The sequence below is a fragment of the Gordonia lacunae genome (assembly GCF_002149015.1).
GTDB classification, from domain to species: domain Bacteria; phylum Actinomycetota; class Actinomycetes; order Mycobacteriales; family Mycobacteriaceae; genus Gordonia; species Gordonia lacunae.
In genome coordinates, this window is record NZ_NGFO01000012.1 from 137,841 (window position 1) to 154,500 (window position 16,660).

Genomic DNA, 16,660 nt, shown 5'->3' on the forward strand with positions numbered 1-16,660 from the left:
CGCTGTCGGACCCACCGAGATCAATTAGGCTCGGCAACCATGAACACCGAGTTCAACCCGGACCGGCCGGCCGACATGGGGCCCCTCTACCGCGCGGAGGCGTGGCGGAGATTCGGGGAGGAGCAGTTCGACGTCGTGGTCATCGGCGGCGGCGTGGTGGGCGTCGGCGCCGCACTCGACGCGGCGACACGTGGGCTGCGGGTGGCGCTCGTGGAGGCGCGCGACATCGCCTCGGGCACGTCGAGTCGGTCGTCGAAGATGTTCCATGGTGGTCTCCGCTATCTCGAGCAGCTCGAATTCGGGCTCGTGCGTGAGGCTCTGCGCGAACGGGAGCTGTCGCTGCGATTCCTCGCACCGCACCTGGTGAAGCCCCTGCCGTTCCTGTATCCGCTCACGCGACGTGTCTGGGAGCGGCCCTACGTCGGGGCCGGCATCTTCCTCTACGACCGGATGGGTGGCGCCAAGTCCGTTCCCGGACAACGGCACGTCACCCGGTCGGGCGCGTTGCGCGTGGCCCCGGCACTCAAGCGCAACTCGCTGATCGGCGGAATCCGGTACTACGACACGGTCGTCGACGACGCTCGCCACAGCCTCACGGTCGCCCGCACTGCGGCCAACTACGGAGCGGTCATCCGTACCTCCACTCAGGTGATCGGATTCCTGCGCGAATCCGACCGGGTGCTCGGAGTCCGGGTGCGCGACACCGAGAACGGCGACGTGACGGAGATCCGTGCGCATTGTGTGATCAATGCCGCGGGGGTGTGGACCGACGAGGTGCAGGCGCTGTCCAAACAGCGCGGTCACTTCAAGGTCAGGGCGTCGAAGGGGGTGCACATCGTGGTGCCGCGCGATCGCATCGTCAGCGAGACCGCGATCATCCTGCGCACCGCCAATTCCGTCTTGTTCGTCATCCCCTGGGAGACGCACTGGATCATCGGCACCACCGACACCGACTGGAACCTCGACCTCGCGCACCCGGCCGCCACCCGTGCCGACATCGACTACATCCTCGAACGCGTCAACGAGGTCCTGGTCACCAAGCTCACCCACGACGACATCGAAGGCGTCTACGCCGGACTCCGGCCGTTGCTGGCCGGGGAGGACGACGAGACGTCGAAGCTGTCCCGCGAGCACGCGGTCGCGACCGTCGCGCCCGGGCTCGTGTCGATCGCCGGCGGGAAATACACCACCTACCGGGTGATGGCCGCCGATGCCGTCGACGCCTGCGACGACTTCATCCCGACCCGCGTCGCGCCGTCGATCACCGAACGCGTCCCGCTGCTCGGTGCCGACGGTTACTTCGCCCTCATCAACCAGTGCGAGCACCTGGGGCGACGATTCGGACTGCACCCGTACCGGATTCGCCGTCTCCTCAACCGGTACGGGTCGCTGATCGACGACGTGCTCTACTACGCCGACGGGGACACGAGCCTGCTGCAGCCGCTCGCCGCGGCGCCGCAGTATCTGCGTGTGGAGGTGGTGTACGCGGCGGTCGACGAGGCGGCATTGCATCTCGAGGACGTGCTCGCCCGACGCACCCGCATCGCCATCGAGTACTCGCACCGCGGGGTCGACTGCGCCGACGAGGTCGCCGACCTGCTCGCGCCGTTGCTCGGCTGGACCACCGAGCAGCGCGACTTCGAGGTGGCGACCTACATCGCACGCGTGGAGGCAGAGGTGGCCTCGCAGCAGCAACCCGACGACGATTCCGCCGACGCACTGCGCGCCGCGGCCCCCGAGGCCAGGGCCGAGATCCTGGAGCCGGTGCCCGTTCCGAAGTGACGGTGTCTCCGGACAAGTCGGGACGTTGGCCTCTGTCTTCGCCCCTGATCGCGCGGCACGATCGGGGTGGGGGAGAAGGAGACGATCATGGTCGACGAACCGGTTCGGGTGCTCACCCCCGACCAGGCCTGGGATCTGTTGGGCGGAGCCGAGCTCGGTCGGATCGCGTTGAGCGTCAACGGTCGACCCGACATCTTCCCGGTGAACTTCCACGCGACCGACGGCCGCATCGTGCTGCGGTCCGGCGAGGGCACGAAATTGTCGGAGCTGGCGGTGAATCCACGGGTGGCATTCGAGGCGGACGGACACACCGACGCCGGCGGCTGGAGTGTGGTCGCCAAGGGAACGGCGCGGATCCTGGTGTCGCTCCACGAGATCGAGGCGGCCGACCAACTGCCGCTGCGTCCCTGGATTGCGACGATGAAGTACAACTACGTGGAGATCGCCGTCGACTCGATCACCGCCCGCCGCTTCGAGTTCGGGCCCGAGCCCGAGCGCTACCCCGTGTGAGGGGCCCTCGACCGGCTCAGATCTGGCACCGAGGGCACCAGTAGATCGAACGCTCCCCGCCGGGTGACTCGAGTTCGCCGCGCTTCACCGGGGTGGCACAGCGTCGGCACAGCCGACCGTGGCGTCCGTAGACCCACATCCGTGCGTTGGGCGAGGTGTTGCCGGTGGTGGTCCGGGCCGACCGCAATCGGTTGGCCCACAGCAGACGTCGGCTCAGGTCGACGACCGGCCCGAGGTCGACCTCACGGACGGGCCGGGTGGGCAGGACCCGGCGCAGGAAGCAGATCTCGCTGCGGAAGACGTTGCCGATCCCCGCGATCAGGCGTTGATCGAGCAGTGCGGCTCCGATGGTGTCGTCCGGCCTCGACGCGAGTCGTCGGATCGCCTCCTCTCGATCGAAGTCGTCGGCGAGCAGGTCGGGACCGAGGTAGGCGAGTGCGGCATCGGGGTCGGCGAGCAGCTCGAGGACACCCAGGTCGAAACCGACGGCCTCGTGATCGGCCGTGCGCAGCACCGCCCGGGCCTGGTAGGCCGGCCGTCGCCACCGTTGCCCGCGAGGATGAACGTGCCAGGCGCCCTCCATCTTCAGGTGGGAGTGGATGCTGACGGCGTCACCGGCGCCCGGGCGGCTCTCGGCGACATCGATCAGCAGGTGTTTGCCCACCGAGCGGACCGCCGACACCTCGCGGCCGGACAGATCCGCGGTCGCCAGTGACGGGATCCGGAAATCCGTCGACTCGAGCACGCGGCCGCCGAGTCCGGCCCGTAGACGCGCCGCGGCGGCGAAGACGGTATCGCCCTCAGGCATGGTCCCCCTCAGGTATGGTCACCGAACCGTAGGCGGATGCCGCGCGGGGTCGTCGAGAACCCGGCTTCGACGAGAACCTTGCCGAAGTCGGTGGCGCGCACCGGCTCCGAGTCGATGTGGTCGATCGTCAGGCGGGAGATCCGGCCGCGTCGGACCTGTGCGACCAGCGCGCCGGCCGCCGACTCGAGACGCGGTATGGAATCGCTGAACGTGAGCAGCGTCTTGCCGCCGCGCTCGACGAAGCACACGAGCTCGCCGTCGACGAGGACCACGAGCGCTCCCGGTTTGCGACCCGGGCGGTGTCCGGCCTCGGTGTCGCGGGACGGTGGCCACTCCAATGCCGCACCGAAGGGATTGGCCGGGTCGGTCGCGGCCAGCACCGTCGCCTCGCGGGGCGGTTTGCGATCGGGAAGTGCATGCCGACGCAGTTCGTCGACCGTGGCGGGCGAGGCGAACTGCGCGCCCCCGAGGCCGTCGACGTAGTAGCCGCGGCGGACGTGACCGTTGTCCTCGAAGACGGTGAGCGCCTTGTAGACCCGCGCGAATCCGCCGGTGACCTCTTCGGAGACGACGCTTCCGCGGGTGATCACGCCGTACCGGGTGAGCAACTGATCGCAGAGTCCCTGGGTGGCGATCGTCGGTTCGGTCGGCGGGTGGTCGAGAGCGAACCAACGTCCACTCGCCGTCGGGGACACCGGCGGTGACGTGGAGTGCTCGGTCAGATACCGGGCGGACAGCCGCCCGGCGCGGAGCCGAGGCGCCCGTCCGCGTGCGCGATGAGCCGGGGCCGAACGGGGCGTCGACGGATTGCGCCGCGGCTGCAGTAGGGCCCGGACGGGCGCGAAGCTGTCGTTGCTGACGTGTCCGGCCCACACCAGGTCCCACAGGGCCGTTTCGATGTCGGCGGCCGGCGTCGTGGTGCCGGTGCTGATGTCGGCGGCGATCTGTGGGAAGCGCAGTGCCCCGCCGGGTCCCAGCGCGGTCGTCACCCCGTCGTGCACCGGGCTGGTGTCGATCTCGTCGGCGTCGGGCAACGTGAGTACGGCGACGTCGGCCGGATGCAGCGCCACCCACCCGTCGGAGTTGCCGATCCGGCCGTGCCCCGACCAGATCACCTCGCCCGCGCTGAGCAGTTCGTCGAGCATCGGCGGTGCGTAGTCGGAGACCCGGGCGGGCAGTACGAGGGACTCCCACGCCGACGCCGGCAGCGGGAACCCGGCGAGCTGGTCGATGACGGTGGCCACCCCGTCGACGCCGCGGAGCCGAGTGTTCGGCGAGGCGTGCTGCCAGTCGAGGAGGAAACGGGTGAGCACCTCGGTGCCGACCGGTGCCACCTCGGCGCGGCTCGCGGCCAGCGAGCCGCGCCGGATCTGACCCAGCACGTCGCTGTGGCACCACTGGCCCTCCCGAGGTGTGGCCTCCCCGCTCTCCGGCAGGAAATCGCCCTCGACGACGCGACGTTCCGATGCGAGGCGCTTGAGGGTGTCGCGCACGACCCCGGTCGCGATGCCCAGGGCCGCGGAGGCCTCGGGCACGGTGAACGGACCGTGGGTGCGGGCGTACCGGCCGATGAGGTCCCCGACCGGATCGGGCACCGGCTCGAGATAGGCAGCCGGGATACCCAGCGGCGCAGGCACTCCCAGGGCATCGCGCAGCCGGGCGGTGTCGTCGATGGCTGCCCACAGCGCGCGGGCGTTGTGGTTCACCGAGATGATCTGTCCCACGCGGTGCAGTTCGGCGAGCATATCGGGCGCGGGCTCCTCGCCGCGGTACCGGGCCTCGACCTCCGCGGTGGTGAGGGGTCCCAGCCACCGCAGCAGGTCGACGACGTCCTCGGCGTCGCGGGCCTGGCGCTCGGGGGACAGTCGCTGGAGGCGGGCGATCACCTCGGCGATGACGGCCGGATCGAGGAGTTCGCGAAGGTCGACGCGACCGAGGAGTTGTGCCAGCAGGCTGGTGTCGAGAGAGAGCGCGGCCGCCCGGCGCTCGGCGAGTGGGGCGTCGTCGGCGTACATGAACGCCCCGACGTACCCGAACAACAGCGATGCGGCGAACGGGGACGGGCTCTGCGTCTCGGTCTCCACCACCCGGATCCGGCGCGTGCGGATGCGGGTCAGCAGATCGAGCAGAGCGGGGAGGTCGTAGACGTCCTGCAGGCACTCGCGAACGGCCTCCAGCACGATCGGGAAGTCGGGGAACTTCGACGCGACGGAGAGCAATTGCGCGCTGCGCTGGCGCTGTTGCCACAGCGGGGCGCGCCGGCCCGGATCTCGCCGCGGCAACAACAGTGCGCGTGCGGCGCATTCGCGGAAACGCGAGGCGAACATCGACGAGTCCGCCAGACCGTCGGTCACGAGCTGCTCGACCTCGTCCGGGTCGAGGAGGAACACGTCGGCTCCGGGCGGGGCGTCGTCGGTGTCGGGCATCCGCAGGATGATGCCGTCGTCGGAGGCGGTGGTGGCACCCTCGATCCCCAGGGTCTCCAGCAGACGCTGGGAGATCGCGCTCGCCCAGGGCGCGTGGACACGTAAACCGTAGGGGGAGTGCAGGATCACCCGCCAGTCGCCGAGCTCGTCACGAAACCGTTCGACCACCAGGGTGCGGTCGGTGGGCAGGTGCCCCGTCGCCTCGCGCTGCTCGGCGATGAGCGTGGCGAGGTTGGTGCGGGCGTTCTGGGTGAGTCCCAGCCGGTCCGCGTGGTCGTCGAGTTTCCCGGGATCGGCGATCGACTGGGTGAACGCGCCGATCGCGGCCCCGAGCTCGGCGGGGCGTCCGATCGCATCGCCGATCCAGAACGGCAGCCGGCCCGGCTGGCCGAACGCGGGGGAGACCAGCACGCGGTCGTGGGTGATGTCCTCGATCCGCCAGCTGGTGGCGCCGAGGGCGAACACGTCGCCGACCCGCGACTCGTAGACCATCTCCTCGTCGAGTTCGCCCACGCGAGTGGCCTTCTCGCCCACCATGAACACTCCGAAGAGACCGCGGTCGGGGATGGAACCGCCCGAGGTGACCGCGAGTCGCTGGGCCCCGCGCCGGCCGGTGATCACCCCGGCGTCGCGGTCCCAGTTCACGCGCGGGCGCAGCTCGGCGAACTCGTCCGACGGGAAACGGCCCGCGATCAGGTCGAGGGTGGCGTCGAAGACGCCCCGGCCCAGTTCGCGATAGGGCGCCGCGCGCCGGACCACCTCGTACCAGTGATCGACTTCGAGGTCGTCGACGGCCGCGGCCGCGATCGTCTGCTGGGCGAGGATGTCGAGCGGATTCTGCGGGACCTTGATCTCCTCGATCGCGCCGTCGAGCATCCGGCCCACGGTGACGGTGCAGTGCAGCAGGTCGGTGCGGTGCTTCGGATAGAGGATGCCCTGGCTGATCTCGCCGACCTGGTGGCCGGCCCGGCCGATCCGCTGCAGACCGCTGGCCACCGACGGCGGGGACTCCACCTGGATGACGAGATCGACGGCGCCCATGTCGATGCCGAGCTCCAGTGAGCTGGTGGCCACCACACACGAGAGGCGGCCGGCCTTGAGGTCGTCCTCGATCTGGGCGCGCTGCTCCTTGCTGACCGAACCGTGGTGTGCGCGGGCGAGTACCGGCTCCGCACCGGAACTGGCGCCGCTGCCCATGACGAAGGCCGGGGCGCCGCCGGCGACCGACGGATTGCCGGTGGGCTCGACCGGGTCGCCATGGCGTTCGGCGTGGATCTCGTTGAGCCGCGCGGTGAGTTTCTCGGCGAGGCGTCGGGAGTTGGCGAACACGATCGTGGCCCGGTTGGCCTCGATCTGGTCGACGATCGAGGCCTCGACATACGGCCACAGCGAACCGGCGGTCGGCGAGAACGCGTCGTCGAGTGCGGCGGGGTCGGCATCGGACGCCGGGGGCGGGATGTTGGCCATGTCCTCGACGGGGACGTCGACCCGCAGGTCGAACGTCTTGTCGGCCTTGGGCTTGACCACCTGACACGGCGCGGCGCCCGACAGGAACCCCGCGACCACCTCGGGCGGCCGGACGGTCGCCGAGAGGCCGATCCGCTGAGCGGGTTTGTCCAGCAGCTCGTCGAGGCGTTCCAGGGTCAGTGCGAGATGGGTGCCGCGTTTGGTCGCGGCGACCGCGTGCACCTCGTCGACGATGATGGCCTCGACGCCGGTGAGGCTCTCCCGCGCCGCCGAGGTGAGCATCAGGTACAGCGACTCGGGGGTCGTGATGAGGATGTCCGGTGGTGTCTTGACCAGCGCTCGCCGGTCGGCGGCCGAGGTGTCGCCCGAACGCACGCCCACGGTGATGTTCGGCTCCGGGAGGTCCAGTTCCTGGGCGGCGCGGGTGATGCCGGTCAGCGGGGCGCGCAGGTTGCGCTCGACGTCGACCGCCAGGGCCTTCAGCGGCGAGATGTAGACGACCTTGGTGCCTGCCGTGCGGTTGTCGGGATCGGCGGCGAGCCGATCGAGCGCCCACAGGAAGGCTGCGAGGGTCTTGCCGGATCCGGTCGGCGCGATGACCAGGGTGTTCGCCCCGTCGGCGATCGACGTCCAGGCGCCCTTCTGAGCGGCGGTGGGCGAGGTGAACGCGCCGGAGAACCACCGTCGGGTGGGAGCGGTGAAGCGGTCGAGCACCGAAGGGCGGGGCATCTCTCCACTATGTCTCACGCGTACGACACAACGGGGTATACAGTCATCCCACGCCAGTACGGGGAATCCGGTGAGAGTCCGGAACGGTCGCGCCACTGTGAACGCTGCCCAAACCAACGCGGTCGACGTTTCGACGGTGACGGGGTGACGTGAGTCAGGATGCCGTGCCGGCGTGCACCAGCTCCACGGACTCTCCGACGCGAGATCGGCGAAAGGACCTCACGATGACAACTCCCCGCAGCACCGCGGTGTCACGGACCGCACCGGCCCGTGCCCTGCCCGTACCGAACCTCTCGGTCGCCACCGCTGCCCTCTGGCTCAGCCTGACCGTGCTGCTGGCCGGTCTCGCCTACTACTTCCTCGGCTACGACCAGGGCGTCGTGTCGGTCTTCGGCTCCGACACCCACGTGCACGAGTTCGTGCACGACGCCCGCCATTTCCTCGGCTTCCCCTGCCACTGAGCCGGTCCCACCGGCCCCACCGACAGGAAGCCGATTCCATATGGAGAAGAAGTTCATCGGCGCCGGCCTGCTCGCAGGCCTGATCGCCGGAATCATCTCGTTCGTGTTCGCGCGGTTCTACCTCGAACCGGTCGTCGGCAAGGCCATCGACTACGAAGGCGCCCGATCGGACGCCGAGGAAGCGCTGGCCCACGCTGCCGAACCGGGCGGCCACACCCACGGCGAGGGTGGTGAGCTGTTCACCCGCGCGATGCAGGAGAACCTCGGTGCCGGTGTCGGCAACGTCGTCTTCGCCCTGTGTATGGGCGCCTTTTTCGCGGTCGCGTTCACGGTGCTGTGGAGTTACGTCGGCAGTCGTCATCCGGCGACCGACCCCCGCACGGTCGCCGGTGCGCTCGGCGCGATCGGTTTCGTCGCCGTGTTCGCCGTGCCGTTCTTCGCCTATCCGGCGAATCCGCCCGCCGTCGGCGACGACGACACCATCGGCGATCGAACCGGCGCATTTCTCACCATCAGCGTGGCGTCGGTCATCCTGGCCATCGCGGCGGTGGTCCTCGCGTTGTGGCTGCGCCCACGCATCGGCGGTTTCGTCTCGGCCGTTGCCGCCGTCGCGGCCTACCTGGCCGGTGTCGCCGTCGTGCTCGCATTCCTGCCGTCGTTCGACGAGGTCCCCGAGCCGGTCCGCAACGACGCCGGGCAGATCGTCTTCCCCGGCTTCCCCGGTGACGTGATCGGCGACTTCCGGGTGTATGCGATCGCCAACCAGGTCATCCTCTGGTCGGTTCTCACCGTGGTCTTCGTGTTGCTCGTCGGGGCGATGGCGCGCTCGCGGGCCGCCGATCGCGCCCCGGCGGTCAGCTCACACGGTTGAGGCGTCGATCCGGGATGCAGATCATCACCGCCGGTCGCACCGGCCCCAACCACTCGGTGCGATTCGGCGGGGATCCGGTTCTGGATCAGCGGGGTCGGCGGGACGTGCTCGGTCTGAGCGCGTCGCTCACGCGCCCGGTCGACATCTGCGGCCCGGAGGCGGCGACCCGTGCCACCGCCGACATACTGGGCGCGACAAGCGGTCTGATCGTCGACGAAGCGCTGCGGACCCTCGATGTCGGTGCGTGGTCGGGCCTGTCCCCGGAGGAGATCGATCCCGTCGACCTCGGCGGGTGGTTCGCCGATCCGGAGGCCCGCCCGCACGGGGGCGAGAGCGTCGCGGACTTCGTGGCCCGTATCCATGCCTGGCGCAGCACCCGGGCCGGGTCCGGTGACCGCTGTGTGGTGGTGGCGATGCCGGTGGCACAGGCGCTGCTGTGCCCGGACGCCTCTGGCTACTTCGCACACGAGGTGCGCCCGGCGACCCTGTACACCTGCGGCGACGCGTGAAAGGAACAGAACCGCGACCGCGTACCTAGACATCGTCAGTGACTCCTGACACAGTTGGGGTCGACGAAACTGAAACATGTTCGCCCCCGGGCGGACACCGGTCTGGGAGTGTGACGATGTTCGAGTGGTCCGATGAAGATCTGATGGTTCGGGATGCCCTGCGGGCGTTCATCGACAAGGAGATCCGGCCCCATCTCGACGAACTCGAGTCCGGTGTGCTCCCGCCGTACGACATCACCCGCAAGCTGCTGTCGAGCTTCGGCGTCGACGCGATGGCCAAGGACGCCCTCGAGAAGGAACTCGAAGCAGAAGCCAACGGGGAGAAGAAGAAGTCCTCCGGCGACGGCGGCGGCATGGGCGGCTCGATGTTCATGATGGTCAACATCGAGCTGGCGGGAGTCTGTCTCGGTCTCGTCGCGTCGCTGGGTGTGAGCATGGGCCTCACCGCCTCGACCATCCGCGGCAAGGGCACGCTGGCCCAGAAGAAGCGGTGGTTGCCGGAACTGGTCACGATGGAGAAGGTCGGCGCCTGGGCGATCACCGAACCCGACTCCGGTTCGGACGCACTGGGTGGCATGAAGACGACGGTCCGTCGAGACGGTGACGACTACATCCTCACCGGCCAGAAGACGTTCATCACCAACGGCCCCTACGCCGACACCATCGTCGTGTTCGCCAAGCTCGACGACGGCAGCGGAACGCCGATGCGTGACCGCAAGGTCCTGTCGTTCGTCCTCGACAAGGGGATGCCGGGGCTGACGCAGGGCAAGCCGTTCAAGAAGATGGGCATGATGAGTTCGCCGACGGGCGAGCTGTTCTTCGACAGCGTCCGTGTCGGCAAGGACCGTCTCCTCGGCGAGACCGAGGACACCGGCTCGGACTCGCGCGGCTCCGAAGGCGCCAAGGCCGGTTTCACCGCGGAGCGCGTCGGGATCGCGGCGCTGTCGCTCGGCATCATCAACGAGGCGCAGCGGTTGTCGATCGACTACGCGAAGAATCGGAAGCTGTGGGGTCAGGAGATCGCCCAGTTCCAGCTCATCCAGCTCAAGCTGGCCGAGATGGAGGTCGCGCGGATCAACGTCCAGAACATGCTCTTCAGTGCCCTCGAACGTGGCAAGGCGGGTAAGCCGCTCAGCCTGTCCGAGGCCTCGGCCATGAAGCTCTACTCGTCCAGGGCGGCCACCGACGTCGCCATGGAGGCGGTGCAGCTGTTCGGCGGCAACGGGTACATGGCCGAGTACCGCGTGGAACAGCTTGCGCGCGACGCCAAGTCGCTCATGATCTACGCCGGTAGCAACGAGATCCAGGTGACCCATGTCGCCAAGGGTCTGCTGCGTCGCTGACGTTCGACGCTCCAGCTGTGGTCAGGCGGCCCGGCGCGGCTGCCACGCCAGGTACCACAGCTGGAGCCAGTCCAGTTGCGGTGGCGCGATCCGGGTCTCGGGCCGGTCTCGTGGCACGCGCACCCGGAGCGCGCCGGGCGTGATGGTGCACCGCACCGGTGTGGTCAGCTGTAACGATTCGCCGTCGACGCCGACGGGGATGACCTCGGCGGCGGCGTCGACGGTCACCTCGGTGGCGGTCCGCAGGACGAGTCCACGGTCGTGCGTGCGCCGCAGGAGGCCGACGGCCTGCCGGGTGTCGGACACCGAGATGGTGACGACCCCGAGGCGTCCCTCGTCGATGCGGGTGCGCCGGCCGAGTCCGGCCACGTCGTTGGTGGCGTACGGGCCGTTGCTCACCAGGATCGCCTGGGCGCCGGAGACCTCGTCGTCGCCGATGGCGGCTCGCAGACCCGACGTCGACCCGTTGCCCAGCAGGTCGGGAAGCATCCGTAACACCGTGCGCGTCTTGTCATCCCGATATTGGGGACTCTGGACGACCTCGGCGTAGATGCCGAAGGACGCGTTGTTGACGAACGGGCGGCCGTTGATGTGGCCGAGGTCGACGCGGAACTCGACGCCGTCGCGCAGTGCGTCGAGGCACCGGGCGGGATTCTGACGGTCGAGTCCGAGATCGAGTGCGAAATGGTTCCGGGTGCCGGCACTGACGACCAGGAAGGGCACGTCGGATTCGGCCGCCACGCCCGCGACGAGCGCCTGGGTGCCGTCCCCGCCCGCGACCCCGAGCAGGTCTGCCCCGCGGGCCACGGCGTCCCGCGCCAGCTGGACCACGTCGATCTCCACCGGCCCGTCGAGCAACGCGACTTCGGCGCCCAGGGCTTCGGCCGCACGCTGCAGGTCGAAGCGGACGACCTTCCCGCCACCCGAGCGCGGATTCATGATGATGAACGGGCGGTGGACCTCCGGCGCCGGATGTTCGGGCATCAGTGAGTCGATGCGGGACGGTCGGAGTGCGCGACGGCCGCATCCGACGGCGGCGGCGGCCAGCAGCGCGGCGACGATCACCACCCAGAGCTGACGTTCGCGGATGAGGAACACCACGAGCAGCGGGATGGGCGCGACGGCGAGGACTCCCGCCACCGCGCGCACGACTCCCCGGCTGATCAGGAACCAGTACAGCGCGACGACGATGACCACGACGCAGCCGACGCAGATGAGCAGCAGGCCGAGCAGTCCGAGGATGCCCGCGGCGGCGACGGGCAGCAGGATCGCGACCACGGCCAGCGCCATGGCGGCGCGCGCCCACCACCTGCGCGTCGCGGGCGGCGCGACCTCGGCGGCGACCGACGCCTGGCTCATACGGTCTCGTCGACGCGGGTCGCCTCACCCGGCGGCGGTGACTCCGGGTCCGGTCTCGGCTCGTGCCGTGTCTCCTCGACCGGTATCTCCTCGTCCGGTGTCTCCTCGTCCGGGGCCCAGTTCTTCGCCGGCCGGATGGCGAGTTCGAGGATCAGCAGGGCGAGGAGCCCGAAGACGGCGATGAGCAGGACCACCAGCCCGGTCGGATAGCTCCAGAACACGAGGAGTAGTGCGGCGACGCCGATGATCGCGCTGCGCAGCGCGATACGTGCGCGGAACAGGCTCTCCTCGAAGGCATTCGGCGGGCGCGATCGACGCATCCGCTGCACCGAGTCGAGACCTTGACCGAATCCACGCCGAACCGCCGTGGCCGACGCCGACCCGCCCAGCAGGTAGGCCCCGACGGCGACCACGAGGCCGAGGACGGCCACCGCTCGCAGGGCCAGACGTAACGGATCGAGCACGGTGTCGATGGCGGCGGATGCGGCATCCGGAGCGAGGATGTCGGGGGGCATCGCATCGAGGTAGAGCGCTCGCCCCATCAACAACCCGATGGCCAGGACGAGCATCGCGAGGACCAGCGAGAGTCCGGCGAGCGACAGCGCCCGCATCCGCCGGCCGCGAGGTGCGACCGCGACCGCGGCGAAGGCGAGTGCGATCGTCAGCCAGGGGAGCACGTCGGCGGCGGTGTCGAGCGCCGAGACGGCGCGCTGCGCGCGAACGAGTTCGGGTGATCGGAAGAGGACGAACTGCTTGTCGACCGCGGGGATCTTCTCGGCGAAGGTGAATCCGCGATCGAGGAGGCGCGCCTTGACGTTGTCGATCACGGTGCCCAGCGAGATGCTCACCGTGCCGGAGTCGTCGACGGTCACCGACGAGGGGCCGACATCGCCGGTCACCACCGCCACGAGCGCGGTGTGCGCAGCCCGATTGGCCTGCAGCCACAGTGATTCGAACTGATCGCTCGCGACGAACGACGACACGGTCTGCTGGACGAACGAGCGGGCCTGGCCGGCGAGGACCGGGGCGAGACCCTCGACCGCACGATCGACGCGCGGTGCGTTCTCGGTGGCCGGGACCGCGTCGGTCAGGGCGGTCAGCGCGGCCGCGGTGAGCGCCTCGACGTCGATGCGACCGAAGATCTCATCGGTGATCGTGTTCGAGATCTCGGCTTGGACTGCGGGATCCGAGGCGAGTGGCGCGACGGTGCTGACATAGCGGTCGGTGTCGAGGATCTCGCCGCGGACGAACCGTGACGTCACCGAGGTGATCGCGAGAACCGCGACGAGGACGCACAGGACAGCGACCGCGAACCAGCGCCACCGGTGCCGCTGTGTCGAATCCGTGGCGGAGACCGGAGGACGGCCCCCGGTCTCCTGGCGCAGCTGTGCGACTTCGGCCCGGAGTCGTTCCAGTTCGGCGCGCTCGGAGTCGGTGATGCCGACGCTCGGCTCCGCACTCTGTGCGTTGGTGTCCGTGGTCATCTCGACCCCGACCTGAAGGCCCGGATTCCTACCGGTACTCGGCCTTCGGCTGCCAGGTCGAGACGGCCCAGATGACCACGATGTCGAGAGCGATGATCAGGATCGACCACCAGGGGTAGTAGGGCAACCACAGGAAGTTGGCGATGATGGACAGGCCGGCGATCACGATCGCGGTGAACCGCGCCCAGGTCGCGCCGGTGACGAGTGCGATGCCGACGCCGGCCATCACGACCCCGAGGGCGATGTGAATCCAACCCCACGTGGTGAAGTCGAGCTTGTAGACGTACTCGACGCCGCGGACGAAGACCTCGTCCTCGGCGACCGCGGCGATGCCCTGGAAGAGTTGGATGACACCGAGGACGATGAGGATGATCGCGGCGCCGATGGACGTCCCCGCGGCAATCCCCTGCGAGGTGGACGGTCGATTGTTCTCGTGGGTGGGTGCGGTGTGAGTCACGGTGACGCCCTTCTCTGGACAACTCTGACTGTGGACAACACGTACAGGTGGAGTGTCCTCCGAGTCATGGCGCCCCGCAAGCGTTCCGGAGATAGCGGGCGCAGAATTGTGACAACTGCGCCGCGCCCGGATGTGGTTGTCGCGCAGACTGTTACGCGACCCTAACGAAGCGGGTTCAGTTCCGGGAGTGGGTGAGCCGCCAGATCCGGTCTCGCGACATCGGCGTCTCACAGGGCCTGATCCCCAGCGCCCGGCGGATCGCGTTGGCGAGCGCGGGCGCGACCGGGTTGTAGGGTGACTCGCTCATCGACTTGGCGCCGAACGGGCCCAATTCATCACTGGTGTCGGCGAAGTGGACCTCGGTCATCGGGACGTCGGCCATCTGTGGGACGCGATAGACCCGGAACACGTTCGTCACCGGCCGTCCCTGCTCGTCGATCATGATCTCCTCGTACAGCGCTGTCCCGATGCCCTGCGCGACACCGCCTTCCACCTGACCGCGGCACTGCTCGGGGTTCATCACGGTGCCGGCGTCGGCCGCGTGGACCGATTGCAGGATGCGTACGGTGCCGGTGTCGACGTCGACCGCGACGCGGAACGCCTGCACGTTGAACGCGATGGATCGCATCTCACCGCGTTCGGCCCCCGCGGCGACGGCGCGCGGGCCGGCGGGGTGGTCGACCCGGAACGACGGATCGACAGCGCCGATGAGGTCGGCGAACCCGAGGACCCGGCCGTCGACGAGTGCGCCGTCGGCGACGAGTCCGACCGCCGCGGGCTCGGTCCCGGTGAGTCGCGCGGCGGCCTCGACGAGGGCGTCCCGCAACGCGAGACAGGCCGAGTGGACGGCCTTTCCGGCGACGGTCGTCCCGGCCGAGGCGAACGCCCCGGTGTCGTGGGTGACGGCGTCGGTGTCGCCGTGCCACAGCGAGACCCGGTCCAGCCCGGTCGACAGGGCGGTGGCGACGATCTGGGCGTGCACCGTGGTGGTGCCGTTGCCGAACTCGGCGGTCCCGACGCCCACGTGGTAGGTGCCCGCCGCGTCGACCGCGACGGTGACGTCGGCGAAGTGCCCGCGCGGGGCCATGGTGGCGATTGCGGCGATGGCCATCCCCTCACCCACGCGCCAGCGCTCGCCCGGCGGTGCCTCGACCCCGTTGCCCGCGCGCAGTGCCTGCTCGGCGAGGTCGAGACACTGGTCGAGTCCGTAGCTGCCGTAGACCAGGTCGACCTCGGGCTCGGCGCGCGCGATGAGGAGCGGATCGCCGTCGGCGACGGCGTTGCGCCGGCGGAATTCGAACGGGTCGATGCCGAGCTCGATCGCCAGTTCGTCCATCGCGCTCTCCACGGCGAAGACCACCTGGCCGAGGCCGTACCCGCGGAACGCGCCCGAGGGCGGGTTGTTGGTGTAGACGACTTCGGCGTCGAGGCGCTTGACCGGGCAGTTGTACACCGACACCGATTCGGCGCACGCGTGGAACATCACGCCGATCGCGTGGTTGCCGTAGGCGCCGGTGTCCGACAACAGGTTCACCCGCAGGCCCGTGAGCCGGCCGTCCGTGTCGGCGCCGACGTCGACGGTGACCCGCATCGGATGCCGGAAGGTGGTGCGGGTCAGCTCGTCGGTTCGCGTCATCTCGTAGGCGCACGGCTTGCCGGTCCGGAGCACGGCGAGGGCGACGAGGTCCTCGGTCAGCATCTCCTGTTTGCCGCCGAATCCGCCGCCCACCCGGGCGCTGAAGACCCGGATGCGCTCGGGCGGCAGGTCGAAGAGGAGCGCCAGTTCGTTGCGGACGAGGAACGGGACCTGCGTGCTGGTCCGGATGACGAGGCGGCCGTGCTCGTCGAACCACCCGATCGAACCGTGTGTCTCGAGCTGGGCGTGTGAGACCCGTCCGCTTGACCAGGTGCCGTGCACGGTCGCCGACGACGCGGCGAGGGCGGCGTCGACGTCACCGCCGAAACCCTCGTGGAAGGTGGCGACGACGTTGCGGTCGGCCTCGGCGACCCGGTCGGCGGGAGTGCGATCGGGATGCAGCAACGGCGCTCCGGGGGTCCGGGCGTCCTCCGGGTCGAATACAGCGGGCAGCACGTCGTAAGTGACGTCGATCAGGGCCATCGCCTGGTCGGCGACGGCCGGAGACGACGCGACCACCGCGGCGACGCGCTGGCCGACGAACCGCACGACCGGGTCGAAGACGAGCGTGTCGTCGGGATCCTCCAGGCGGCTCTCGTGTCGACCCGTGGAAAACCTCGGGGTCGAGACGTTCTCGTGGGTGAGGATCAGTTCGACACCCGGTAGTGCAGCCGCGTCGGTGGTGTCGATGGCGGTGATCCGTGCGTGCGCGTGCGGCGAGCCGAGCACGTGGATGTGCAACGTCCCGGCTGTGGGCACGTCGAAGGTGTACGGCTCGGTGCCGGACACCACCCGTCGGGCCGCGAGCGGGTTGACCG

Annotated in this window: 12 protein-coding genes and 1 riboswitch; of the genes, 6 read left to right on the top strand and 6 right to left on the bottom strand. The window is 69.5% G+C overall.

Annotated features, from left to right (window positions below; genetic code table 11):
* The first annotated feature begins 39 nt into the window (after positions 1-39).
* The gene (gene glpD, locus CA982_RS12520; protein WP_086535634.1) at positions 40-1,782 is read left to right on the top strand and encodes a glycerol-3-phosphate dehydrogenase; all 1,743 of its coding nucleotides are present in this window, start codon (positions 40-42) and stop codon (positions 1,780-1,782) included.
* Between the two features lie 87 nt (positions 1,783-1,869).
* Complete coding sequence (locus CA982_RS12525) at positions 1,870-2,292, top strand: pyridoxamine 5'-phosphate oxidase family protein (protein WP_086535663.1); 423 nt, start codon at positions 1,870-1,872, stop codon at positions 2,290-2,292.
* Positions 2,293-2,308: 16 nt separating this feature from the next.
* On the opposite strand, the gene CA982_RS12530 is transcribed toward CA982_RS12525, so the two are convergent.
* Entirely contained in the window at positions 2,309-3,100 is a 792-nt protein-coding gene (locus CA982_RS12530; RefSeq protein WP_086535635.1) for a DNA-formamidopyrimidine glycosylase family protein, read from the bottom strand.
* An 8-nt stretch (positions 3,101-3,108) separates the two neighbouring features.
* Positions 3,109-7,722, bottom strand: coding sequence for an ATP-dependent helicase (locus CA982_RS12535; RefSeq protein WP_086535636.1), 4,614 nt, complete (start codon positions 7,720-7,722; stop codon positions 3,109-3,111).
* A 61-nt stretch (positions 7,723-7,783) separates the two neighbouring features.
* Positions 7,784-7,886: riboswitch (cobalamin riboswitch) on the top strand.
* Positions 7,887-7,946: 60 nt separating this feature from the next.
* Between CA982_RS12535 and CA982_RS12540 the strand changes: the two genes are divergently transcribed.
* From CA982_RS12540 to CA982_RS12555, 4 genes are all read left to right on the top strand, one after another.
* Positions 7,947-8,183: a CbtB domain-containing protein gene (locus CA982_RS12540; RefSeq protein WP_086535664.1), complete on the top strand. Its 237-nt coding sequence runs from the start codon at positions 7,947-7,949 to the stop codon at positions 8,181-8,183.
* 40 nt (positions 8,184-8,223) lie between these two features.
* Positions 8,224-9,054, top strand: coding sequence for a CbtA family protein (locus CA982_RS12545; RefSeq protein WP_086535637.1), 831 nt, complete (start codon positions 8,224-8,226; stop codon positions 9,052-9,054).
* Between the two features lie 14 nt (positions 9,055-9,068).
* Positions 9,069-9,563: a histidine phosphatase family protein gene (locus tag CA982_RS12550; RefSeq protein WP_086535638.1), complete on the top strand. Its 495-nt coding sequence runs from the start codon at positions 9,069-9,071 to the stop codon at positions 9,561-9,563.
* Positions 9,564-9,679: 116 nt separating this feature from the next.
* The gene (locus tag CA982_RS12555; protein WP_086535665.1) at positions 9,680-10,906 is read left to right on the top strand and encodes an acyl-CoA dehydrogenase family protein; all 1,227 of its coding nucleotides are present in this window, start codon (positions 9,680-9,682) and stop codon (positions 10,904-10,906) included.
* Positions 10,907-10,927: 21 nt separating this feature from the next.
* On the opposite strand, the gene CA982_RS12560 is transcribed toward CA982_RS12555, so the two are convergent.
* From CA982_RS12560 to CA982_RS12575, 4 genes are all read right to left on the bottom strand, one after another.
* Complete coding sequence (locus tag CA982_RS12560) at positions 10,928-12,265, bottom strand: diacylglycerol/lipid kinase family protein (RefSeq protein WP_086535639.1); 1,338 nt, start codon at positions 12,263-12,265, stop codon at positions 10,928-10,930.
* The gene (locus CA982_RS12565) at positions 12,262-13,749 is read right to left on the bottom strand and encodes a hypothetical protein (protein ID WP_208617934.1); all 1,488 of its coding nucleotides are present in this window, start codon (positions 13,747-13,749) and stop codon (positions 12,262-12,264) included. The genes CA982_RS12560 and CA982_RS12565 overlap by 4 nt, the downstream gene beginning before the upstream one ends.
* A gap of 28 nt (positions 13,750-13,777) precedes the next feature.
* Positions 13,778-14,206, bottom strand: a complete 429-nt coding sequence (locus CA982_RS12570; protein WP_086535640.1) for a DUF7144 family membrane protein — start codon at positions 14,204-14,206, stop codon at positions 13,778-13,780.
* 175 nt (positions 14,207-14,381) lie between these two features.
* Positions 14,382-16,660 (bottom strand): xanthine dehydrogenase family protein molybdopterin-binding subunit (locus tag CA982_RS12575; protein WP_086535666.1); only part of this gene is annotated, 2,279 nt, incomplete at its 5' end.